The sequence below is a fragment of the Candidatus Acidiferrales bacterium genome (genome assembly GCA_036514995.1).
Lineage (GTDB): Bacteria > Acidobacteriota > Terriglobia > Acidiferrales > DATBWB01 > DATBWB01.
In genome coordinates this window covers 1-20,502 of the sequence record DATBWB010000014.1, presented here as the reverse complement: position 1 = coordinate 20,502, position 20,502 = coordinate 1, and the positions used below count along the sequence as shown (strand labels likewise).

The window sequence follows — 20,502 nt, the reverse complement described above, 5'->3', positions numbered from 1 at the left end:
AGCCGATAGACGACATTCGTCGCCAGGCACATGGCGTCACCGGTCACCGTCAGAGCCGCCACGATGCTGGTCTCGTTGTCACCCGCTCCCAGAAAGTTCGGCCCGCCCGAGTCGCCGTAACAAGTCCCGCCGTCGCCAGTCGCGTCGTTCTGTGACAGGCGCAGCCATGCGTTGTTCAGCGCGTTGAATTCAGAAACCGCAACCCAGCGGTCGCTGCTGAAAGGGAAGCTCGGAGGCCCGCCGCCTCTCGTCGGCTCGTGCACACCGTAGCCAACCGCAGTGAATTTCTTGCCCTTCAGCTTTCCCTCTGCCTTCAGCCGGTCGAAAAGGCCCGCGGAGGGAAGTGACGCCGGTGTGATGCCTTTCACTCGCCGGTCGAACGTAATGACCGCAATGTCGCCAGGATCGGACTGCGCCCCGTTGAAGTTCGGGTTGGTGTGCATCGTCCCCGGGATCAGCTCTGAATTTGCCGTGAACTGCGCATCGAAAGTAACCCACACCTGGGTGATGCCGCGCGACTCCAAGAAGGCGGTGCAGTGGGCGGCTGTGAGGAAGACGGTCGGAGAGATCAGCGTCCCCGAGCAAAGCAGGTCTTTCTGCCCGGGCACACTCCACTCCGCGATAAGCGCGCCGACGTTCGGGTGACCGTTTCCGTCCGGCCTGCCGAACGTGATCGCGCCCGCCACCGCACCCAACAGCAGCGCCACTGCCAATACCAGGGCCCTAGAAGGATTGAGTATCCGTTTCATGGAAGTACTCCTTCGAATCGAATGTTGGGGAGCTGCAAGGTTGAAACCTGCCAACCACGGCTCGGTTTCAATAGCTGGCAGAAACTCTACACCCATGGCGCACTCAAGTCAATTGATGTAATCGGGAATTCCCGATTTTAGTTTCGAATTGGGACAAGGGCGGTTCGCGTTTCTCTGCCGTTTGCCTTTTGTCACCCCATATGTGATGATTTTTTTGAGAGCTGGAGGAGTCTTCCTCACACTGATGGCTACGTCTTTTGTGATCACCCAACCGGACGAATTCGGCCCCGGCCCTGAGTCGGAAGGTTTTCTCTTTACGACCCTCGACAAGGCGGTGAATTGGGCAAGGAAGTCGTCGCTCTGGCCGTTATCGTTCGGCCTGGCCTGCTGCGCCATTGAGATGATGGCGACGGGCGCTTCGCGGTACGACATCGCCCGCTTTGGCGCCGAGGTTTTCCGCGGCTCGCCCCGGCAGTCTGACCTGATGATCGTTGCCGGGCGCGTCTCCCAGAAAATGGCGCCGATTATTCGCACCCTTTACGACCAGATGCCCGAGCCGAAATGGGTCATCTCGATGGGTGCCTGCGCCACCTCCGGCGGTGTCTTCAATAATTACGCCGTCGTCCAGGGCGTCAACCAGATCATCCCGGTGGACGTCTATGTCCCCGGCTGCCCGCCCCGGCCCGAACAATTGCTCTACGCCATCATGCTGCTGCAAAAGAAAATCATGAACGAACGCGGCAGCTTCAAAAAAGCCCTCAATCTAAAATAGCGTTTATCTTTTCAGGCAAGCTTCACAAAAGGCAGGGCTGTTACTTCAGCGGAACCTCCGTCGAAGGTGAGCATTGTTCCGGGCTGGCTTGCCTCGCGTCGCAGGATGGCAAGCGCGATCGGCCGTTCGAGGGCGAACGAATGGACGGCGCTGGTGAAGCGGCCCGCTTCTTTTCCTTTGAGGAAGAGCGGCGTGCCGGCCCTGCCCGCCGAGGTCGCAGTGGCCGGTTCATCCAGCGAACTCAAAATCAGGCCGGCGAGCGTACGATGGACCTCACCGCGCGAGCGGATGCGCTCGACGATCTCCTGGCCCACGTAGCATCCCTTGGTAAAACTGACCGCGGTCGTCTCCAGGCCGGCCTCTTGAGGCAGAGTGCGGTCGTCCACTTCGCATCCATACCAGGGGATGCCCGCCTCGACGCGGAGAACATTCAAAGCCTCGAAGCCAACCGGCCGGCCGGGGCCTAGAGCGTCGAGGAGAATGTTCCAAAGCTCGGCAGCACGCGACCTTTCCACGACAAACTCGACCCCAGGGAAGCCACAATTGGACACGCGCATGAGCCCGCCCCTGATTCCCTCGAGGCTGAAGCTCGCGTGCCCGAAGGGTGCCACCGCATCAAGTTCGAGATGCAGGAGGGAGCGGACAATTTCGGGTGTTGCTGGCCCCTCTAGACCGATCGTGCTCACGGTTGCGGACTTATCCGCGAGTTCGACCTGGTCCATGATGATGTAATGCTCGAGCGTCTTGACGACCCGTTCGACCTGTGAGAGCCGAGTTTCGAGGAACAGACGGTCGGTCTCAGCAAAAATGCGCAGTTCAGCCAGGACGTGCCCCTGGACATCCAGGAGAAGCGCCGCACAACCCTGACCCGGCGAGAGCGCTTTGACGTCATTCGATACCATCCCATGGAGAAAACGTACCCGGTCTTCGCCCGTTACTTCGACCCATCCGCGAAAGCCGAGGTCGAGCACTCCGGCAGCCGACCGAAGGGCCAACCATTCTTCACGGGGATGGGAGAAAGAGCGGGCCACCGCCACCTGGTCCCATTCCACGGTGGGCGTGCCGCGCTTTTGATGAAGCTCGTCGAGAGCGCTTGCCCGGGTCATCGTTCCGTTCCTTCGCCGGGAACACGATCATAACGTCCCGCCGGCGCCTTTCGCATTGTAGTGGGATGGGTCGAGTGGCGCAACCCGCCACCCGGGCGCGCGGCGGCGTTCACGCTGTTCTTGCGAACGTGGCTAAATCTTGATGCTGTCTATTTTGCTTGCCAGCGCCAGGTCTTTGACGGTGACCCCGCCTTCGCTGTGGGTGGAGAGTACCAGAGTTACCAGGTTGTAATTGATCGCGATGTCGGGATGGTGTTGCTCGGCTTCCGCCAATTCGGCAACCTTGTTGACGAATTGAATGGCGGGAACGAAGGATCGCAGGCTGAAGCGCTTCTGGATGGCCTTGCCGACCAGGTCCCATCCCGGGAGAGACTTGAGTCGCTCACCAATTTCTGCTTCGCTCAATGGCATGACCTGGCTCCTTGATGTGCTTGCTATCGATGATGGGGAAGACGCGCAGGAAACTTCCTGGCCTCCGCCCGCCGCCGTCTCCCCGGATTCTAATGTGTTACTTATCCTGCTGGTGCCGTTCCAACTATTTGCGGCCATTTTCCGCAAGTCATACGGCATGCTTTATTCATCATACAGGATCGAGATGTATAGGTTCATCAAGTTGGAACGGCACTAGATACTATTTTTGCCGGAAATTATCAAGCGGGAAACTCTTGGGCAACTGAGGTGGCATGCGGTGCGGTATAATTATTGCTTTATGGACAAGAAAGCCGACATCGAAAGAAATCCGGACCGGCGCGGGTTTTTGCGGCGGGCGCTCAGTCAGGTGCTGCCGTGGCTCGCTGGCGCCGCCGCGGGCAGCGCTATCCCGGCAAGCGCCCAGGAGGATCTAGCTGCCCCGCCGGCCGCCCCCGCGCCAACCGAACCGATGCCTGAAGCGGTCAAGCGCGAGCTGGATGCGCAGTGGGAAGAATTTTCTCGTGATAATCCTGAGTACGGGCGCCCGCTTGACTCGTAAAGGCAAGCCCCCGCAGGAAGAGCCCTGGATGATCCATGAAATTTTGCCCGTCGGGTGGCTGCAATGCAACTGCTCGATTGTGGCTGACGAAAAAAGCAAAGAAGCAGCCGTGATTGATCCCGGCGACGAGGTTGAAAAGATCCTCGAGATCATTCGCCGCTATGACCTCAAGGTTCGCTACCTGATCAATACCCACGCCCACATTGACCATGTCGGTGGGTTGCTCGAGTTGCGGAAGAGCACGGGCGCGCCGGTTCTGATGCACGCCGAGGATCTCGAGCTCTATCGCAATCTGGAGACCCAGGCGTTGATGATTGGCGTGCCGGCGCCGCCGCGGGCGGAAGTGGACGGATTCTTGAAAGAGGGCGACCGCCTGACCTGGGGAGCGCTCGAGGCCCGAGTCCTGCACACCCCGGGGCATACTCGCGGCAGCATCAGCCTCCTCATGCCCGGAAGTACACCGGCCGTTCAAGAACCAAATCAAGATTCGCGAGACCGGCTCTTTGCCGGCGATACGTTGTTCCAGGGCAGTATCGGACGCACCGACCTGTGGGGCGGCTCCTTCAAGGCCATCATGCGCTCGATTCGGGACAAGCTATTGGTCTTGGCAGACGAGACGATTGTCTTCCCCGGCCACGGCCCGGCCACAACTATTGGAAAAGAACGCGAGTGGAATCCCTTCCTGCAGGATATTTAGCCCGTGCTCTTCACGGTTCGGCCAAGTCCGACCAGATGCGTTGGGCCGGCGTAACGCCGCCTTCTAGGCGGCTTCTGACCTTCACGGTTCGGCCAAGCCCGACCAAGTGAGTCCGCCTCTTCCCCCCAATTGAGTCCTACATTCTCCCTAATCCCTTAAGAATCTGATGGTTAACCAAATAATCCCGGCTGCCGCACTTTGCTGGACAATTTGCCCCGTTCACTGGATACCCCTTTACCGTCGGTATCTTACGCGTAGAGAATCGCCGGCGGTCAAGGTTCCAGCCATTATGCTTCTGCTGAGGGTCGAGGAAACCCGGCAACAGGCCTCTTTATCCGAGCGCCATTTTCCTTTCCCAAATGGTCCCGCCGGCATTGCGGGAATCTCACTGTTTGACGAGGTAAAGCCATGAGCACACAGACCACCCCCACGTCTCTTTCGAGCACCGCTGGTTTGGTGCAGCTCGGGTCCACCGAAGAATTAATTCGCCAGAAGCTCGAGCAAGAGCGCGCCCGCTTGGAGCGCGAATATGGGGTGCAGCACAAAGAAGTGCACCATTTCAAGCGCCCCGCCGAGCGCCTCTTCACCAAGGCCGACCGCAGCAAGGCAACGATTTTGTTCGGCGGGCTGACCTGGAAGCACGAAAAGCTCATCCACGGCGCGCTTGAGAGCCTCGGCTACAAGTGTGAGGTCGTGCCCACGCCGGACGTCCGGGCCTTCCAACTCGGAAAGGAATACGGCAATAACGGCCAGTGCAACCCCACTTACTTCACGGTCGGCAATGTTGTCCAATACCTCCAGCGGCTCGAAGAGCAGGGCATGACCAAGCAGGACATCCTCGACCGCTACGTCTTCTTCACCGCCGGCGCCTGCGGGCCCTGCCGCTTCGGGATGTATGAGGCCGAGTACCGGCTGGCGTTGCGCAATTCCGGCTTCGATGGTTTCCGCGTGATGCTTTTCCAGCAAGGTGGCGGGCTGAACCAGGCTGAGGCGGAAGCCGGCCTCGAAATGAACCTCCAGTTCTTCCTTGGCATCCTGAACGCCATGAACATGGGCGACCTGATTAACGAGGTTGCCTACCTGATTCGCCCCTTCGAACTGAACAAGGGCGAAACCGATGCCGTCCTTGATGATTTGATGGACTTCATGCAAGGCGTGATGAAGCGAAAGAAGCCCTGGCAACCGACCGGATGGCTGGCTAAGGTCGTGAACGGTCGCCCGGGGCTGACGAGCGCGGCCAATTACCTCGGCCAGTTCCTTTCGCAGATTTGGGGCGACGCCTATCTTTCCCCGCTGCGCGAGGTCCGCGATCGGCTCGATGCGGTCAAAGTGGATCGTCTGCGGGTGAAACCCATCGTCAAGATCACCGGTGAATTCTGGGCGCAGACCACCGAGGGCGACGGCAACTTCAACATGTTCCGCTTCCTCGAGCACGAGGGGGCGCAGATCTTGGTCGAGCCCATTGGCACCTGGATCATGTACATGCTCCACCAGGCCATCCAGGAGACCGGCGACCGCCGCGGCCTGGCCGACAAGGAAGTGATGCCGGGCAAATGGGACATCCGCAAGCGGCTCCCCCTCGAGCGCAACTACTACAAGAAACTCGCCACCTTGAAAGTTGCCGAGAAAATCTTCAAGCGCGAATATCACCGTATCAAGGATGCCCTTGGCGGCATCGCTCACGGGCTGACCGACCAGTATGAGTTGCAGCGCGTCGGCCATCCTTATTACAACTCGCGCGCCGGCGGCGGCGAGGGCCATCTGGAAGTGGCGAAGAATATCTACTACTCCAACAAAGAGCTTTGCCACATGGTCCTCAGCATGAAGCCGTTTGGCTGCATGCCTTCCACCCAGTCTGACGGTGCCCAATCCGCCGTCGTCGCCCGCTACAAGGACATGATCTTCCTCCCCGTCGAGACCTCCGGCGAAGGCGAAGTGAACGCCCACAGCCGCGTCCAGATGGCCCTGGGCGAGGCGAAGGCCAAAACCAAGATCGAGTTTGCCGAAGTCATGAAGTCCACCGGCAAGACCCTTGACCAGATCAAGGAATTTGTCGAAAAGCATCCCGACCTCCAGCGGCCCATGTACCGCGTGCCCAAGTACAAGGGCGTCATCGGCACGGCAGCGAATTTCGCCAGGCACGTTTCCCATCTCATGGATGGCTCGGAGAAGCTTGGCCGGTCGAATGGCCATGCCCGCTGACCGGAGGACATAAACTAAATGAGCGCCGAAAATCAAAAATTGCTCTACATGGGCGTGGACGTGGGTTCGACCACCGTTAAGGTCGTCGTCGTGGATCCCGATACCGACAAGATGCTCTGGTCGGACTACCAGCGCCACGACACCAAGCAGCCGGAAAAGACTCTCGAGTTTTTGAAGCGCGTCGAGAACGATATCCCCGGAGTTCCCCCGGAACAGTACCGGGTCTTTATTACCGGGTCGGGCGGGAGCACGGTCGCCAAGTTTATCGGCGCGAAATTCGTGCAAGAAGTGAATGCCGTTTCGCTCGCCGTCGAAAAACTCTACCCCGAGTGCGGGTCAGTCATTGAGCTGGGCGGGCAGGATGCCAAGATCATCATTTTCAAGGAAGACCCCGAAACCGGCAAAAAGAAGAAGCTGCCCTCCATGAACGACAAATGTGCCGGCGGCACCGGGGCGGTCATTGACAAAATCAACGCCAAACTCCGCATTCCGTCGGAAGAGCTTTGCAAGATGGGCTATAACGGCTTGAGGCTCCACCCGGTGGCGGGGAAGTGCGGCGTCTTTGCCGAGACGGACATCAACTCTCTTCAGAAGCAGGGCGTTGAGCCGCCGGAGTTGATGGCGTCCCTTTTCGAAGCCATTATTCAACAGAACCTCTCCGTGCTTACCCGGGGCAATACCCTGCGGCCGGTTGTGCTGCTGCTCGGCGGCCCGAACACCTACATCCAGGGCATGCAGGACTGCTGGAAGGCGAATATCCCGAAAGTCTGGGAGGAGCGCGGCTATCCCTTGCCGGAAGGGGTGGATCCGAAGACGCTCATCCGCACGCCCGAAAACGCTCAGTACTTCGCCGCCCTCGGCGCTTGCGAGTATGGCAAGACAGAAGACCCGGGCGTCGGCCTCTACAAGGGTTACAAGGAGCTCGAGTGGTTTATCAACGTCGGCCGTAATGAAGAGAAGATGAAGAAAGGCGGCGGCGCCGGCCTGTCGAAGTCGGAAGAAGACCTTCAGGCCTTCAAGGACCGTTTCAAGCACAAGAAGTTTCTTCCGGCCACCTTCCAGCCCGGCGAAGTTGTTCGATGCTTTGTCGGCGTGGACGGCGGCTCGACCTCGACCAAGGCCGTGCTCCTTTCCACCGACAAGAAGTTGCTGGTGAAGGCCTACCAGCTTTCCAAGGGCAATCCCATCGAAGACACCATGGAAATGTTCGCCAAGCTGCGCAAGCAGGTGGAAGACCAGGGCGCCGGTTTGGAAATCCTGGGCGTTGCCTGCACCGGGTACGCCAAGGACATTTTGAAGGACGCGATCTGCGCCGATGCCGGAATTGTCGAGACGGTCGCCCACACCCAGGCGTCGCTTCACTTCTATCACGATGTGGATGTGATCTGCGACGTCGGCGGCCAGGACATCAAGATCATCATCCTGAAAGACGGCCGGGTAAAGGACTTCAAGTTGAATACGCAGTGCTCGGCCGGGAATGGCTACTTCTTGCAGTCCACCGCCGAAGGCTTCGGCATTTCCGTCGAGCAGTATGCCGACGCGGCCTTTGGCGCCAAAGCCTTCCCGCAGTTCGGCTACGGCTGTGCCGTCTTCATGCAGTCCGATATCGTGGACTTTCAGCGGCAGGGTTGGAAGGCTGAGGAAATCATGGCCGGACTCGCCAACGTCCTGCCCAAGAACATCTGGCTCTATGTCAGCCAGATTCCAAACCTGGCCTCGCTCGGCCGCAATTTTGTTTTGCAGGGCGGCACGCAGCACAACCTGGCGGCGGTGAAGGCGCAGGTGGACTTCATTGAATCGCGCTTTAAGGGCAAGCCCATCCAGCCCAACGTGCGCGTCCACGAGCATTGCGGGGAAGCCGGCGCCATCGGCGCTGCCCTCGAGGCGGCTCGCCTGTTCGAAAATGGGATGAAGACGCGCTTCATCGGCCTCGATGCCGTCGCCTCCATTAGCTACAAGACGGCCCGCAGCGAAGATACCCGCTGCTACTTCTGCAAGAACAAGTGCCTGCGCACCTTCATTGACGTGAAGTCGTCAACCCCCAATCCCGACTACAAGCCGCCCGTCAAGACCAAAGTGCCGCTCGAACCGGGCTCGCAGCGGTTGATCATTGCCACTTGCGAGAAGGGCACCGTCGAAAACGTGGACGATATGCGCAACATCAAGTCCGGTCTCGACGCCATCAAGAAGGAAAATCCGAACCTGGTCGAGCTGGCCGCCAAGGCTGCTTTCCGCAGCTACTCGCCGCCGATCGTCGCCGACCCGCTCTCCAAGCATGCCTTCACCAAGGCGCAAAAGCGGCGCCTCGAGCTGATAAAGAAGCGGGCGACCATCAAGATCGGCATCCCGCGCCTCCTGAACCAGTACTCAACCGGGCCTTTCTGGACGGCCTACTTTGAATCGCTGGGCGTACAGCCGGAGAATATCATCTGGTCGGACTTTACCAGCGAACAGCTTTATAAGGAAGGTTGCAAACGCGGCGCCATTGACCCCTGCTTCCCCTCCAAAATCGGCATCCCGCACACCCACAACCTGCTCTATGTCCATCACCCGAAGAAGAAACTCGACATCATCTTCTTCCCCATGATTGACTCGTTGACCACCGACCTGACCCACACCCAGAGCAACCGCGCCTGCCCCACCGTAACCGCCACCCCGGCTTCGGTGAAAGCAGCCTTCACCAAGGAAGGCGATGTCTTCAAGGAAAAGGGCGTGCGTTACGTGGATACGCTCGTCGTGATGAACGACACTCCCTTGTTGGCGCGGCAGATGTATCAGGACTGGGCCGATATTCTGGGTCTTTCCGAAGAAGAGAATTTCCGCGCCGTCCTGGAAGGCAACAAGGCGATGAACCTCTTCACCAACGTGGTTTTGCGCGGCACCGCCCGCGAGGTGCTCGACAAGATTGAGAGCGAGGATAAGATCGGCATCGTGCTTCTCGGCCGGCCGTACCACAACGACCCCGGCGTCAACCACGAAATCCTCGATGAATTCCAGAAGCTCGGCTACCCCGTCTTCGCTCAAGACTCTTTGCCCATTGACGACGACATTATCTGGCGGCTGTTCGGCGAGGAAGTTCAGCAGGGCCAGATCCCGGACCCCATGGCCATCACCGACGTCTGGAAGAACTCTTACAGCGAAAACACCAGCCGGAAAGTCTGGGTGGCCAAGTACGTGGCCCGCCACCCCAACCTGGTGGCCTTGGAGCTTTCGAGCTTCAAATGCGGCCACGACGCCCCCATCTATTCGGTGGTGGAAGAGATCGTCGAGCACTCCGGCACACCCTATTTCTGTTTCAAGGACATTGACGAGAACAAGCCCACCGGCTCGATCAGGATCCGGGTCGAGACCATCGGCTATTTCCTTAAGCGCTACCGCGAAGACATCGTCCGCAACAAGGCCAAAAAGGCCGAGGTCGAGGCCAAATTGCGCCATTACGAAGAGCAACTCCGCCGCGGCTTGGAAGGGAACAGAGCCGCTGATGAGTTGGAATTCGACGAGGACTTCATTCCCCGGGGCGATTCCCTTGCCCCGGAAGCCACCATCCATGCCGCGGGGAATGACGGTGCCGCGATTTCCGGCGATTAACAGAACGATTGACCGCCACCCAAAAACTTTCGGCCGAGCCCCCTGGAGATCGCAGGGGGTTCTTGCTGTTAACGTAGGGGCCGGTCTTCAGACCGCCTCTTGCCCCTACACAGATACTCTGGTACCTTAGCCACCAACCAAAGCAATTCCAGGAGAGCCCTTCATGGAAGCTGACAAGACCATGTTCGAGATTTACCGCGAGGCAACCTACAGCGGCAAATACAAGGTCGTCTATTTCACCGAGCTCCATGATCACAACAAGGAATTTGAGATCATCAGCGCCACCGAGGGCGAGCACTACTACGACGGGTTCATCAAGAACTGGCGCAAAGATAAAGCGAAACTGCTCATCGACAAATTCGTGCGCCGGTTGAACGAGGGGGAAAAGCTGACGCCGGCCGACCTGGAATGCGAACTGGCGGAATACATTCCACAGGCCACGTAGGGCCGTTCCAATTTTGTGTAGGGGCTTTTCTTTGCGTAGGGGCTCTTCTCTTTGTGTAAGGGCAAGCTTCAGCTTGCCCTCTTTCGCTTGCCCTCGTCATGGGGCGGTCAGAAGCTCTTGTCTTTTCTTTGTGTAGGGGCAAGCCCGCCCGTCATTCTTGTCTTTGTGTAGGGGCAAGCTTCAGCTTGCCCGCTTGTCGAGCAATTGAGTTGGAAGAGCACCGCCCCCGGCATCCTCAGCCTTGCCTCCCCGCAAGGCTTTCGTTCTTGGTGGCAGCGATTTGCCGTGACCAAACAAGAAATCTACCGCGCCTATGAGGAAGTCCAGGGAATGGTCAAGCGGGAGTTTGACCGGAACCTGCAGGTGTTTGGCGACCGCATACAGTGCCGGCGCGGCTGCAGCTCCTGTTGCTATCAGTTGTTTGAGATCACCGCCATCGAGGCTGCCTACCTGGCCCGCTGGCTCAAGACCCAGCCCGCAGAAGAACAGGCCGACCTGAAAGCCAGAGCCGAGCGCTACCGCGAGGCCCGGGCGCGGTTACTCCAGAACTGGCGCGGCAACCGCAACCTCGTCCAAATCGAGGGAAAACTGCCCGGCGAAGGCTTGCGGCTCGCTTGCCCCGCCCTCGGCTACGATGGCGCCTGCCGCGTCTATGAGGCTCGGCCGCTCGTCTGCCGCAAGTATGGCATGCCCATCTTTAATCCCGAGCATCCCGATCGCCTCGGCGCCTGCGAGCTCAACTTCCAGGACGGCCAAACCATCCCTTCCGACGAAATCATCCGCAACCAATCCCTCATCCACCACCGCTGGCAAGAGGTCCAGGAGCAAAGCCGAAGCAGTTTGCCCGCGGGCACCGGCCCGATGACCGTTGCCGATGCCATTCTCTTTGACTATGATGAAGCTCTCGACCGGGAGCAGGGGCAATGAGTTCCGCGCCGGCGGTCTATTGTGACGGCTGTGGCGGCCAGGTCAGTCCAGAACACCTGGCCAATCGGATGCGCCGGCTCGAACTCGCCTCCCGATTTCGGCCCATCCATATCCACATCCTGTTTGTTGCTGAAGCGCCCCCGCCCGACCTTGAAAATTACTTCTACTATGCCGGCAAGGGCAAGCCCGCCAAGCACGGCCTCTCCCGCGTCCTCTTTGATGAGTTGATCGGAAGTCTGGCGATTGATGTCCGCGAGGGAGCTGAGCGGGATGAGGAGAGTTGTCTCCTCATGTTCCAGAAGCGCAATTTCTTTCTCGCCGACGCCCTGGAATGTCCGGTCGAGGATGTCGTGCCGGGATTTCGCGAGGGCGCGAAAGCCGACCCGCAGGCGCTTTCGCATCGCTTCGGGCCGGCCCTGGCGCTGCGCATCCGGAATTCCTACAAGCCCAAACACGTTGTGCTCCTCTCCAAGCGCACTCGCTTCTTGATCCCGTTACTCGAAGCGGCCGGGCTGGGCGAGCGTTTGCTTCTCTATAATGCTCTCCCGCTCCCCTTTCCTCATCCCAATAACCCGGCGGCGCAAATGCTCTTTCGCACCGGCATGGAGCACGTGCTCAAAAAAGCGGCGACGCCGCCTGCCCCGCCACCCCCCGCCGCCCCCCAGGCCGAGAACCAGCAGTGAACCTCGGAGATTTTTTCCGCCGCGACGTTGTGGACTTTGCCATCGGCAAAGACCTCGACTCGGCCATCGCCGAGCAATTGGCCCGCATTGACCGGGATCCTCAGGAGGCCGAGCCGTATTGCGCCCTGGGAGTTTTTTTCCGCATGCAGGGCAGGATCGAAGACGCCATCCAGATGCACCAGCGCGCCCTCGAGCTGGAGCCGAACTATGCGCTTCCACACCGGGAACTGGGACAGATCCATGCGGTTCGGGGAAATTACGAAGAGGCGTGGCAACATGCGCGTGAAGCGGCGCGGCTCGGCGACCGCTCGTTGCTCGGACTTCTGGAGCGATATCAGCCCGGATTTCCGATTTGAAAGTCGGCAATAATGTTGTCGGCGGACCCGACCTTTCGCCTAATTGGCCAGGAACAAACGGACTTCTTATCGGACATAATCCTTAAGAACGGGAGTAATCTCTGTGATTTCACCCTGCAAGGGCAGAACTTGCTGGGCTGTATCAGAATCCAACACTTTTGGCGCGCTTCGTGATAGGGAAAGCGAGCGGAACAGGGTAAGTCGTCTTTTGGAGGCCAAGATGAAAGGAATCTCAGCTCGGAGGCTTGCAACGTTGGTTCTTCTGCCGGTTGTCGCCATCGGACTCGCCGCGACAATCGAGGGGCTGCCCAACCAGGCCCCTCCCGATTCACCCCACTACTTCTCTGTGAACTATCAGAACGCCCAGTGGCAGAAAATCGTTCCGGAACTGGGCGACGCCTCCCCGGAAATCACGATCTTGCGCGTTGACTCCAAGACTCAGGCGACGCATCTGCTTATTCGTAATCCGCGAAAGATACATGTCCCCCTGCACTGGCACAGCGCGAATGAGACCCACACTGTACTTGCGGGCACCATGGTGTTTGAGTGCGAAGGCAAGCGGGATGTGCTGGGTCCGGGATCATTTAACTACATTCCGGCCCGGATGGTTCATCAGGCCTGGCTGCCCGACGGCGGGTTGGTGCTGATCACTGTGGATGCTGCCTGGGACATCAACTGGGTGCAGGGCCCACCGACTCCAGCTGATGTTGGCGTGGAACCCCCGCGCAATTCCGCAGACTAGAGGCGTCTGGCACAGGAGGAACCTCAATCCGGAAGTTGATCCTGGATTGGAGCGCAGAAGGTCCAGCCCAAACTTCAAAGACTTGCTGCGGCGGGTGAAGGGGCCGCCATAAAAGCGCAAGTCCCAAAACCATAACTTTATAGCGCGCACCAAAAGGCAACCCTTTCGACACGACTTTCTGGGCGACGGCATTTGAGCCGAATCGTTGCTGCGTTAAGCCTCGTAACGGTTGCCCTTCCACTCCCGGCAGCCCCAATTCCAGCCGAAAATGCCGAAGTCTTGTGCCCAATTCGCGCCCAAGTTTTTGTTTACGCTCGCAATCAGTGCTCGGATTTGACTTCCCAGTAGGAATGACTGAACCACGTATCGGTGGTGGTCTCTTGCGCCGTGTTATAGTCCAAGTAGTTGGGGGGGTATTTTTGCCTGTCGAATCGAACCGTAAATCCGATAGGCAAAGGTCTACAGCCATGATGCATCCAGTGCTTAGTGGCAACAGCGCCTTCCCATGTCGCTGGTTTATCCGGGGAGGTTCTGTAGGCAGGGTCGGAAAGGTCTGTGTTCTTGTCTAGGGAACCGTAACACTCCAGTTGCAGTACGGGTCCGTGTCGGAATCCGAGGTAGTTGACGTGCTGGACCGTTGCAGTTGCCGTCTTGTCACCGTGGTTGTACTCAAGTACCTTGTACTCGCGTTCGCGGTTCATATGCCAGAAGACCGCGAGAACGGCAAGAGCGACGAGTAGAACTACAGCTACCTTCTTCATCCTACCCTCCCGCCGCGAAAAATATAAAGCTGCCCGGTTCCCTTGTCAATCGAGGCACAAGTTTGAGCTGAGCGAATCCAAAAAGAAATGATTTTGGCACAGCCTTGCTCAGTCGCCCTAAGTTCAGTAGCGGCGCACTTCTCACTGGCTGTTCGCGTCGAAAAGGCAAAGTGCAACTTGAAACGTATTTTCCTGATTAGATGGCTTCCCGACCTGTGACTAACGGCAAACGCTAAGTAGCCGCTGGTGATGTACGCGTCGGCTGTCCTTGGGCCTCAAATCAACCCCCTACAGATTGGGTGTGACCAGAGCATTAACGGATGTTAATTAGCTGTCGGAGTTCTATTGGCCGGCGGGGTCTTAAGTGCTAGGATTCACGTCGGCCCAGGAGAATTGCGAAGGAGCCCCATGTGAGCGAAGCCGCGCTTGGCATCCTGCTGATGTTTATCTGTCTCTTGATGGCCCTTGGTTTTCTTCTGGTTTTCGTTTGGGCAGTCCGCGACCGCAAATTCCGCGATATCGAGGGGATCAAGCACCCGATGCTTGAAGAAGATAAGGAATTCCGCTCGGAAGCGGAAACTCTCCCCCGCCACACCCGATAACCTCTCAAATCAAATCTAAGGTCGTTCGCGCTTCAGTGTCGCCTTCTACTGTCGTGTCTCAGAAGTTCGCTGAATAATTCTCAGCCGGGCAGCCCGTGAGCGTGGAGTGCGGGAGCTTGCTCCCGCCTTCTCACGTGGAGGCTTGCTTCCACCTCTTCTATGGCTTGGAGCAGGTGTCCGCCGCCCCGGCTGACTCCGGGATGGCGGCGGCAAGCCGCCGCACTCCCTGAAGGTCCGATTTTTCCATCGAACTTCTGCGTCAGGACACTAGGCCACGGCGAGGATGACCGCGCGCGTGAATTCGCCGGTGGTGGCGCTCCCGCCGACATCCGGCGTCAAGTGTTTTCCTTCCGCATAGACGCGGTGGATGGCTTTCTCCAGCCGATCCGCGGCACCCTTTTCCCCCAGGTGTCGCAGCATAAGAGCGGCCGACAGCGCCAGGGCAGTGGGATTCGCCAGTTGTTTCCCGGCAATGTCGGGGGCGGTGCCGTGGACGGCCTCAAAGATGGCGCAGCCATCCCCCAGATTGGCGCCGGGGACCACGCCCAGCCCGCCCACCAGCCCGGCGCAAAGGTCCGACACAATATCGCCATACAGGTTTTCGAGCAACAGCACGTCAAACTGGTGCGGGTTCATGACCAGTTGCATGCAGGCGTTATCCACCAGGACCTCTTTGTACTCGATTTCGGGAAATTCCCCGGCGATGCGCCGGCTGCAACGCAGAAACAGCCCATCTGACATTTTCATGATGTTGGCCTTGTGCACCACCGCAATTTTTTTCCGCCCCAGCCGCCTGGCCATCTCGAAGGCAAATCGAGCCACTCGTGTGGAAGCCCGCTCGGTGATGATTTTCAAGCTCTCGACGACGCCCGGAACAACTTCATGTTCGATCCCCGAATATTCCCCCTCGGTGTTCTCCCGGACGATGATGAGGTCAATGTTGGGATGGGTGGCGCGGACGCCGGGAATATTTTGGATCGGCCGAACGTTGGCGTACAGCTCAAAGGCTTTCCGGAGGGCCACGTTGACGCTCGCCCGGCCCTCAGCAATCGGCGTCGTGATCGGCCCTTTCAGGCCGACGCGGGTGCGCTCAAGCGATTGGATCAGCTCTTTGCTCAAGACCTCCCCGGGCAGAGCTTCCCCGGGCGGTTCCACCTGAACCGTCTCCCACTCGATTTTCACCCCCGTGGCGGCAATCATCTGGCAGGTTGCTGCCGCTACCTCCGGCCCAATGCCATCGCCGGGTATCAAAGTGATCGTGTGCGCCATGGTCGAGCCAAATCTGTGTAGGGGCTTGTGTAGGGGCAAGCTTTAGCTTGCCCTCTGTCCATTCTAAAGCAACTCGACGAAAGGCAGAAGAGGGAAGGGAACAGGCTGGAGAGCGCCACAGGCGGAGCGGGAGCAACGGATGCGTCCTCTTGCGCGTTCCTTTGAGCGGCACCAACCCACCGTAGGGGCGGTTCGCGAACCGCCCTTATTGTTTTTCTTTTGCTGCGCCTTCTCCGAACCGTTTTCTTCAACACTCTTTGCCGGTATGCCGCCCTGGTAGGGGCGGTTCGCGAGCCGCCCCTATATCCTTATGGCACCTTCACTCCAGGGTCGCCAACCAACCGTTGAGGCAAGGCCGGTAACCATTCAGCGCATGAGGATTGGACTTGGCCACCATTATTGCTATAATGGGTTGCTTAAGTTGACGAATTTCTCGGCTGAATGCCCTTAGCTCTCACGGGGGGGAAGAATGATTACTCTGACAGAAAACGCCGCATCGAAGGTCAAAGAGATCATGGCACAGCAGGCCCCGGTGGCCGTCGGCCTGCGCGTTTCCGTGGTGGGCGGAGGCTGCTCGGGCTTCTCCTATAGCATGGCCTTCGAAAACCAATCGAACGGTGGTCTCGATGACGTCTTGGAATTCAGCGGGCTCAAAGTCTTTGTCGATCAAATGAGCCTGCAATACCTGGAAGGCGTCGAAATTGATTACGTGGAAACCATCGAGGGCGCCGGGTTCAAGTTCAACAACCCCAACGTGAAGCAAACCTGCGGCTGCGGCAGCTCGTTCAGCGTTTAGCTCCCGAGCTTTTGCTGCGCCTTCTCCGAACCGTTTTCTTCAAGGCTCTTTGCCGGTATGCCGCCCTGTAGGGGCGGCTCGTGAACCGCCCCTCTCTTCCCTAATTCATCATCGCCTGTAGCCTGCGCAGGGCTCGAGCGGCGAGCGTGTACTGCGGGCTGAGTTCGAGAGCGCGCTTGTAGTGATCCATTGCTTGCCGGAATTGCCGCTTGTGCTCGCAAATGCGGCCGAGATTGAAGTGGGGGAAAAAGTGGCTTTCGTACCGCCGCGCCGCGCATGCTTTCTCGAGCCACGGCACCGCCTCATCCCATTGACCCTTTTCAATCAGGTAGGCCCCGATATCGTTATACGGATTGCCGAAGTCGGGATCAACTTCAATGGCCTTCCGGCACTCGGCGATTGCCTCATCCCACTGGCTCATAAAGCTGTAGGTCCATCCCAGGAAGGTGTAGGCTTCGGCGGTGGGGCAGGCTTCGAGCGAGCGCTTATAGAGTTCGATGGCCTCATCCAGTTCGCCTCGCAGTTGGTGATCGTACGCCTGGCGGAACAATTCAAACGCCAGTTCGCGGTCGTGTCCTTCTGGCATAGACAGATATTATAGCCAAATTTTTGGTCATGGCTTGATTAGGGCCATGCCCGTCTTTGACTGCCCCGGAGGGCTATGCTAGAAATGAGTCTGGAACCATGAAAGTTGCTCTTGCGCAATTCAATCCCACGGTCGGCGATTTTGAAGGCAATCGTCGGCGCATGCTGGTCATGGCCGACGAGTCTCGCCGGCGCGGCGCCGATCTCGTCATTTTCCCCGAGCTGGGCATCTGCGGTTATCCTCCCTGGGATCTCGTCGAAAACCCTGGCTTCATTGAAAGAAATCGCCAATCGCTCGACCAGCTTGCCAGGGAACTGCCCGACGTCGCGGCACTGGTCGGATACGTCTCCAGGAGAACCTCCAATCAGGGGAAGCCGCACGCCAACGCCGCCGCTCTCTTGACCGATGGCCGCGTCGTTTTCGAACAACACAAAATGCTTCTGCCCACCTACGACGTCTTCGATGAAGAACGCTACTTTGAACCGGCCAAAAGCCAGTCCGTCTATCTTTTTGAAAATATCCCGATGGGCATTACCATCTGCGAGGATGTCTGGAACGACAAGAATTTCTGGAAGCATCAGCTTTACCCCCGCAATCCGGTCGAGGAGTTGATTCGGCAGGGCGCCGGCATGCTCATCAATATTTCCGCTTCCCCCTACACCATGGACAAGCGCCGATTGCGGCTGGAAATGCTCCGCAACATCGCCCGCACGTATCGCCGCCCGGTGCTCTTCGTGAATCAGGTGGGCGGGCAGGACAGTCTCATTTTTGACGGCTCGAGCGTGGCCCTCGATGCCGAGGGTCGCGTCTGCGCCCAGGCAAGCTCGTTCGAGGAAGATCTGGTGGTGTTTGACACCGAATCCTGCACGGGTGAAATTCATCCCCAGCCGGAGGACGAGCTTGAGGCCGTCTATCGCGCCCTGGTGATGGGCACCCGCGACTATGTGAAGAAATGCGGCTTTGAAAAGGTGCTGGTGGGGCTGAGCGGGGGAATTGATTCTTCCCTGGTGGCGGCGGTAGCGGTGGCCGCGCTCGGCCCGGACAATGTGCTTGGCATGACCATGCCCGGACCCTATTCCTCGCCGGGAAGCGTAACCGACGCCCGGGCCCTGGCCAGGAATCTGGCCATTCCCCTGATTTCCGTTCCCATCGGGCCCATTTATGACTCCTATCGCGCCACCCTGGCCGAACCGTTTGCCGGTAGGCAGGAAGATGTCACCGAGGAAAACATCCAGGCGCGCATTCGCGGAAACTTGCTCATGGCCATCTCCAACAAGTTCGGCGCCCTCGTCTTGTCCACCGGCAACAAATCGGAACTGGCCGTTGGTTACTGCACCCTTTACGGCGATATGGCGGGCGGCCTGGCCGTCATCAGCGACATCCCCAAGAGCATGGTTTATTCCCTCGCCCGGTGGATTAACCGCGAAAGGGAACTGATCCCCGAGCTTTGCCTCACCAAAGCGCCCTCGGCGGAACTGAGGCCCAATCAAACCGACCAGGACTCTTTGCCCCCCTACGACGTCCTTGACCGCATCTTGAAATCTTATATCGAAGAGGCCAAAGGGCCGCGCGAGATTGCCGACCACTATGGTTTTGAAATATCCTTGGTCGAGGATGTTATCCGGCGGGTCAACCGGAACGAGTACAAACGCCAGCAGGCCCCGCCGGGATTGAAGGTCACATCGAAAGCTTTCGGAGTCGGCCGGCGCTTTCCGGTGGCTCAGAGATATTTCGCATGATGTCACATCATGTCGCATGTCGGGCTTTTGGAGGGCCTTTTGTACGGGCTTTTCTAGGGCTTTTGTAGGGGCAAGCTTTAGCTTGCCCTTCCTTTGGACGGCGTTTTGTACGGGCTTTTCTAGGGCTCTTGTAGGGCTCTTGTAGGGGCAAGCTTTAGCTTGCCCTTCTTGCCCTTCCTTTCGGAGGGCCTTTTGTACGGGCTTTTCTAGGGCTTTTCTAGGGCTCTTGTAGGGGCAAGCTTCAGCTTGCCCTTCTTGCCCCTCCGGAGGAGCGCCGCCAGCCCCAAGGAGCAAGGATTAATGATGCATCGCACATTGGCTGTTTTCGTTATTTTGATTTTGCTGTTGCACTTTGTCGCCGCCCTCGAGGCCCAAACCCCGGCAGGCGCCAAGCCGCAATCGGCTCCCCCCGCCAAGCGCCCTCGAGTCGCCCCGGCCACCCCCGGGGGTGTTCTCGGCCCGGCCGAGCTCACCCGAAGAGTCGAGCAAGCCTTGCGCCGGCTCTATGCCTGGGGCGCGGAATACAAGCTCGAGCTCGGCCCGCCCGCGCCGACGGAAATTTCTTATTTCTTCGTCGTGCCCGTCGCCATCACTCGAGGGACGCAGCGGCAACAGGAAGTGGTCTCGATCAGTGCCGACGGTAAATATCTTCTCTTGGGCCAGATCGTCAACCTCGCCCGCGATCCCTTCGCCGACACGCTCAAGCAAATTGATTTTTCCGCCCGGCCGAGCAAGGGGCCTTCGGACGCGGCCGTTACTCTGGTCGCCTACAGCGATTTCCAGTGCCCGACTTGCAAAGAGCTCTACCGCACTCTCAAAAGCAAGATCGAACCCAAATATCCCCGCCTCCGCATCATATTCAAGAACTATCCGCTCACCCAGATTCATCCCTGGGCGATGCTGGCGGCGCTGGCTGGCCGCTGCGCCTACTTGCAGTCCCCGGAGAGCTTCTGGCCCCTGCACGACCTCGTCTTCGAAAGCCAGTCCAACATCACCACGGAGAATGCCCGCGAAAAATTGATTGCTCTTGCTCAACAAGTCGGCCTCGATCTCGTCCCCTTCAACGCCTGCCTGACATCAGATGAAGCCTGGCAGGCCGTCCGAGCCGACATGGAGGAAGGCAAAGCCCTCCAGGTAGCCAACACCCCAACCGTGTTCATCAATGGCCGGCGTTTTATCGGTGCCCAGGCCGAACCCATCCAGCAGATGATCGAATACGAAATGAGCCAGGCCCGCCAAGCCGCGCGGACCCCCCGTCCGAGCCAGAACTAGAGAGCTTCGATGCCTCCGGCCACCGGCTCGGCCATCCTTCCAAGTTAACATAATATCTCTTATCAGACGCGCCGGAACTGCCATCGCCGCCCGCTTCTCTTCACTCCCGAGTCGCTCTCCGCCGCTCGCCGGGAGGCTCATCGGTGATGTGGTATGATGCTTCCGAGCCCGACGTTTTTACTTCCCTTCCCCATCTCTCCCAAGGAATTTTCCGGATGGATATGAAGTGGAAAAAGGGTT

General features: G+C 58.7%; 20 protein-coding genes. 14 read left to right on the top strand and 6 right to left on the bottom strand.

The window, feature by feature from the left end; translation table 11 throughout:
• Positions 1-749 (bottom strand): trypsin-like serine protease (locus tag VIH17_01255; protein HEY4681860.1); only part of this gene is annotated, 749 nt, incomplete at its 3' end.
• A 244-nt stretch (positions 750-993) separates the two neighbouring features.
• On the opposite strand from VIH17_01255, the gene VIH17_01250 reads away from it, so the two are divergent.
• A complete protein-coding gene (locus VIH17_01250) occupies positions 994-1,521 on the top strand; it encodes an NADH-quinone oxidoreductase subunit B family protein (protein ID HEY4681859.1) in 528 nt (175 codons plus the stop codon).
• 11 nt (positions 1,522-1,532) lie between these two features.
• Here VIH17_01250 and VIH17_01245 read toward each other — a convergent pair whose 3' ends face one another.
• Together VIH17_01245 and VIH17_01240 are read right to left on the bottom strand one after the other, a co-directional pair.
• On the bottom strand, positions 1,533-2,627 hold the full coding sequence (locus VIH17_01245; GenBank protein HEY4681858.1) for a glycine cleavage T C-terminal barrel domain-containing protein: 1,095 nt from the start codon (positions 2,625-2,627) through the stop codon (positions 1,533-1,535).
• A 132-nt stretch (positions 2,628-2,759) separates the two neighbouring features.
• Positions 2,760-3,038 carry a 4a-hydroxytetrahydrobiopterin dehydratase gene (locus VIH17_01240; GenBank protein HEY4681857.1) on the bottom strand — a complete coding sequence of 93 codons (279 nt, stop codon included), beginning with the start codon at positions 3,036-3,038 and terminating at the stop codon, positions 2,760-2,762.
• A 277-nt stretch (positions 3,039-3,315) separates the two neighbouring features.
• Here VIH17_01240 and VIH17_01235 point away from each other — a divergent pair, with 277 nt between their 5' ends.
• The 9 genes from VIH17_01235 to VIH17_01195 all read left to right on the top strand — a co-directional run bounded on the left by VIH17_01235 (position 3,316) and on the right by VIH17_01195 (position 13,237).
• A complete protein-coding gene (locus VIH17_01235; GenBank protein ID HEY4681856.1) occupies positions 3,316-3,597 on the top strand; it encodes a hypothetical protein in 282 nt (93 codons plus the stop codon).
• A 28-nt stretch (positions 3,598-3,625) separates the two neighbouring features.
• Positions 3,626-4,294 carry an MBL fold metallo-hydrolase gene (locus tag VIH17_01230; protein HEY4681855.1) on the top strand — a complete coding sequence of 223 codons (669 nt, stop codon included), beginning with the start codon at positions 3,626-3,628 and terminating at the stop codon, positions 4,292-4,294.
• Between the two features lie 408 nt (positions 4,295-4,702).
• The gene (locus VIH17_01225; GenBank protein ID HEY4681854.1) at positions 4,703-6,496 is read left to right on the top strand and encodes a hypothetical protein; all 1,794 of its coding nucleotides are present in this window, start codon (positions 4,703-4,705) and stop codon (positions 6,494-6,496) included.
• An 18-nt stretch (positions 6,497-6,514) separates the two neighbouring features.
• Positions 6,515-10,084: a BadF/BadG/BcrA/BcrD ATPase family protein gene (locus VIH17_01220; GenBank protein HEY4681853.1), complete on the top strand. Its 3,570-nt coding sequence runs from the start codon at positions 6,515-6,517 to the stop codon at positions 10,082-10,084.
• A 163-nt stretch (positions 10,085-10,247) separates the two neighbouring features.
• Positions 10,248-10,529 carry a hypothetical protein gene (locus VIH17_01215; GenBank protein ID HEY4681852.1) on the top strand — a complete coding sequence of 94 codons (282 nt, stop codon included), beginning with the start codon at positions 10,248-10,250 and terminating at the stop codon, positions 10,527-10,529.
• A gap of 285 nt (positions 10,530-10,814) precedes the next feature.
• The gene (locus tag VIH17_01210; protein ID HEY4681851.1) at positions 10,815-11,456 is read left to right on the top strand and encodes a YkgJ family cysteine cluster protein; all 642 of its coding nucleotides are present in this window, start codon (positions 10,815-10,817) and stop codon (positions 11,454-11,456) included.
• The gene (locus VIH17_01205; protein ID HEY4681850.1) at positions 11,453-12,139 is read left to right on the top strand and encodes a hypothetical protein; all 687 of its coding nucleotides are present in this window, start codon (positions 11,453-11,455) and stop codon (positions 12,137-12,139) included. Before VIH17_01210 ends, VIH17_01205 begins: the two co-directional genes overlap by 4 nt.
• Entirely contained in the window at positions 12,136-12,495 is a 360-nt protein-coding gene (locus tag VIH17_01200) for a tetratricopeptide repeat protein (protein ID HEY4681849.1), read from the top strand. The genes VIH17_01205 and VIH17_01200 overlap by 4 nt, the downstream gene beginning before the upstream one ends.
• A 220-nt stretch (positions 12,496-12,715) precedes the next feature.
• Positions 12,716-13,237, top strand: a complete 522-nt coding sequence (locus VIH17_01195) for a cupin domain-containing protein (GenBank protein ID HEY4681848.1) — start codon at positions 12,716-12,718, stop codon at positions 13,235-13,237.
• A gap of 320 nt (positions 13,238-13,557) precedes the next feature.
• Here the strand turns inward: VIH17_01195 and VIH17_01190 are convergent, their stop codons facing one another.
• On the bottom strand, positions 13,558-13,998 hold the full coding sequence (locus VIH17_01190) for a hypothetical protein (GenBank protein HEY4681847.1): 441 nt from the start codon (positions 13,996-13,998) through the stop codon (positions 13,558-13,560).
• Between the two features lie 410 nt (positions 13,999-14,408).
• Here VIH17_01190 and ccoS point away from each other — a divergent pair, with 410 nt between their 5' ends.
• Complete coding sequence (gene ccoS, locus VIH17_01185; GenBank protein ID HEY4681846.1) at positions 14,409-14,600, top strand: cbb3-type cytochrome oxidase assembly protein CcoS; 192 nt, start codon at positions 14,409-14,411, stop codon at positions 14,598-14,600.
• A gap of 267 nt (positions 14,601-14,867) precedes the next feature.
• Here ccoS and VIH17_01180 read toward each other — a convergent pair whose 3' ends face one another.
• Positions 14,868-15,869 carry an isocitrate dehydrogenase (NAD(+)) gene (locus VIH17_01180; protein HEY4681845.1) on the bottom strand — a complete coding sequence of 334 codons (1,002 nt, stop codon included), beginning with the start codon at positions 15,867-15,869 and terminating at the stop codon, positions 14,868-14,870.
• A 469-nt stretch (positions 15,870-16,338) separates the two neighbouring features.
• Here VIH17_01180 and erpA point away from each other — a divergent pair, with 469 nt between their 5' ends.
• Entirely contained in the window at positions 16,339-16,665 is a 327-nt protein-coding gene (gene erpA / locus VIH17_01175; GenBank protein ID HEY4681844.1) for an iron-sulfur cluster insertion protein ErpA, read from the top strand.
• Positions 16,666-16,765: 100 nt separating this feature from the next.
• Here the strand turns inward: erpA and VIH17_01170 are convergent, their stop codons facing one another.
• Positions 16,766-17,251, bottom strand: a complete 486-nt coding sequence (locus VIH17_01170) for a tetratricopeptide repeat protein (protein ID HEY4681843.1) — start codon at positions 17,249-17,251, stop codon at positions 16,766-16,768.
• A gap of 98 nt (positions 17,252-17,349) precedes the next feature.
• Here VIH17_01170 and VIH17_01165 point away from each other — a divergent pair, with 98 nt between their 5' ends.
• Both VIH17_01165 and VIH17_01160 read left to right on the top strand, forming a co-directional pair.
• Positions 17,350-18,990, top strand: coding sequence for an NAD+ synthase (locus tag VIH17_01165; GenBank protein HEY4681842.1), 1,641 nt, complete (start codon positions 17,350-17,352; stop codon positions 18,988-18,990).
• A gap of 300 nt (positions 18,991-19,290) precedes the next feature.
• Positions 19,291-20,262, top strand: a complete 972-nt coding sequence (locus VIH17_01160; GenBank protein HEY4681841.1) for a thioredoxin domain-containing protein — start codon at positions 19,291-19,293, stop codon at positions 20,260-20,262.
• The last annotated feature ends 240 nt before the right edge of the window (positions 20,263-20,502 follow it).

Excerpts from the sequence above, each read along its gene's own strand:
- VIH17_01250 (HEY4681859.1), top strand. The coding sequence starts at position 994 with ATGGCTACGTCTTTTGTGATCACCCAACCGGACGAATTCGGCCCCGGC.
- VIH17_01245 (HEY4681858.1), bottom strand. The coding sequence starts at position 2,627 with ATGACCCGGGCAAGCGCTCTCGACGAGCTTCATCAAAAGCGCGGCACG.
- VIH17_01240 (HEY4681857.1), bottom strand. The coding sequence starts at position 3,038 with ATGCCATTGAGCGAAGCAGAAATTGGTGAGCGACTCAAGTCTCTCCCG.
- VIH17_01230 (HEY4681855.1), top strand. The coding sequence starts at position 3,626 with ATGATCCATGAAATTTTGCCCGTCGGGTGGCTGCAATGCAACTGCTCG.
- VIH17_01225 (HEY4681854.1), top strand. The coding sequence starts at position 4,703 with ATGAGCACACAGACCACCCCCACGTCTCTTTCGAGCACCGCTGGTTTG.
- VIH17_01220 (HEY4681853.1), top strand. The coding sequence starts at position 6,515 with ATGAGCGCCGAAAATCAAAAATTGCTCTACATGGGCGTGGACGTGGGT.
- VIH17_01215 (HEY4681852.1), top strand. The coding sequence starts at position 10,248 with ATGGAAGCTGACAAGACCATGTTCGAGATTTACCGCGAGGCAACCTAC.
- VIH17_01205 (HEY4681850.1), top strand. The coding sequence starts at position 11,453 with ATGAGTTCCGCGCCGGCGGTCTATTGTGACGGCTGTGGCGGCCAGGTC.
- VIH17_01195 (HEY4681848.1), top strand. The coding sequence starts at position 12,716 with ATGAAAGGAATCTCAGCTCGGAGGCTTGCAACGTTGGTTCTTCTGCCG.
- VIH17_01190 (HEY4681847.1), bottom strand. The coding sequence starts at position 13,998 with ATGAAGAAGGTAGCTGTAGTTCTACTCGTCGCTCTTGCCGTTCTCGCG.
- VIH17_01180 (HEY4681845.1), bottom strand. The coding sequence starts at position 15,869 with ATGGCGCACACGATCACTTTGATACCCGGCGATGGCATTGGGCCGGAG.
- erpA (HEY4681844.1), top strand. The coding sequence starts at position 16,339 with ATGATTACTCTGACAGAAAACGCCGCATCGAAGGTCAAAGAGATCATG.
- VIH17_01170 (HEY4681843.1), bottom strand. The coding sequence starts at position 17,251 with ATGCCAGAAGGACACGACCGCGAACTGGCGTTTGAATTGTTCCGCCAG.
- VIH17_01165 (HEY4681842.1), top strand. The coding sequence starts at position 17,350 with ATGAAAGTTGCTCTTGCGCAATTCAATCCCACGGTCGGCGATTTTGAA.
- VIH17_01160 (HEY4681841.1), top strand. The coding sequence starts at position 19,291 with ATGATGCATCGCACATTGGCTGTTTTCGTTATTTTGATTTTGCTGTTG.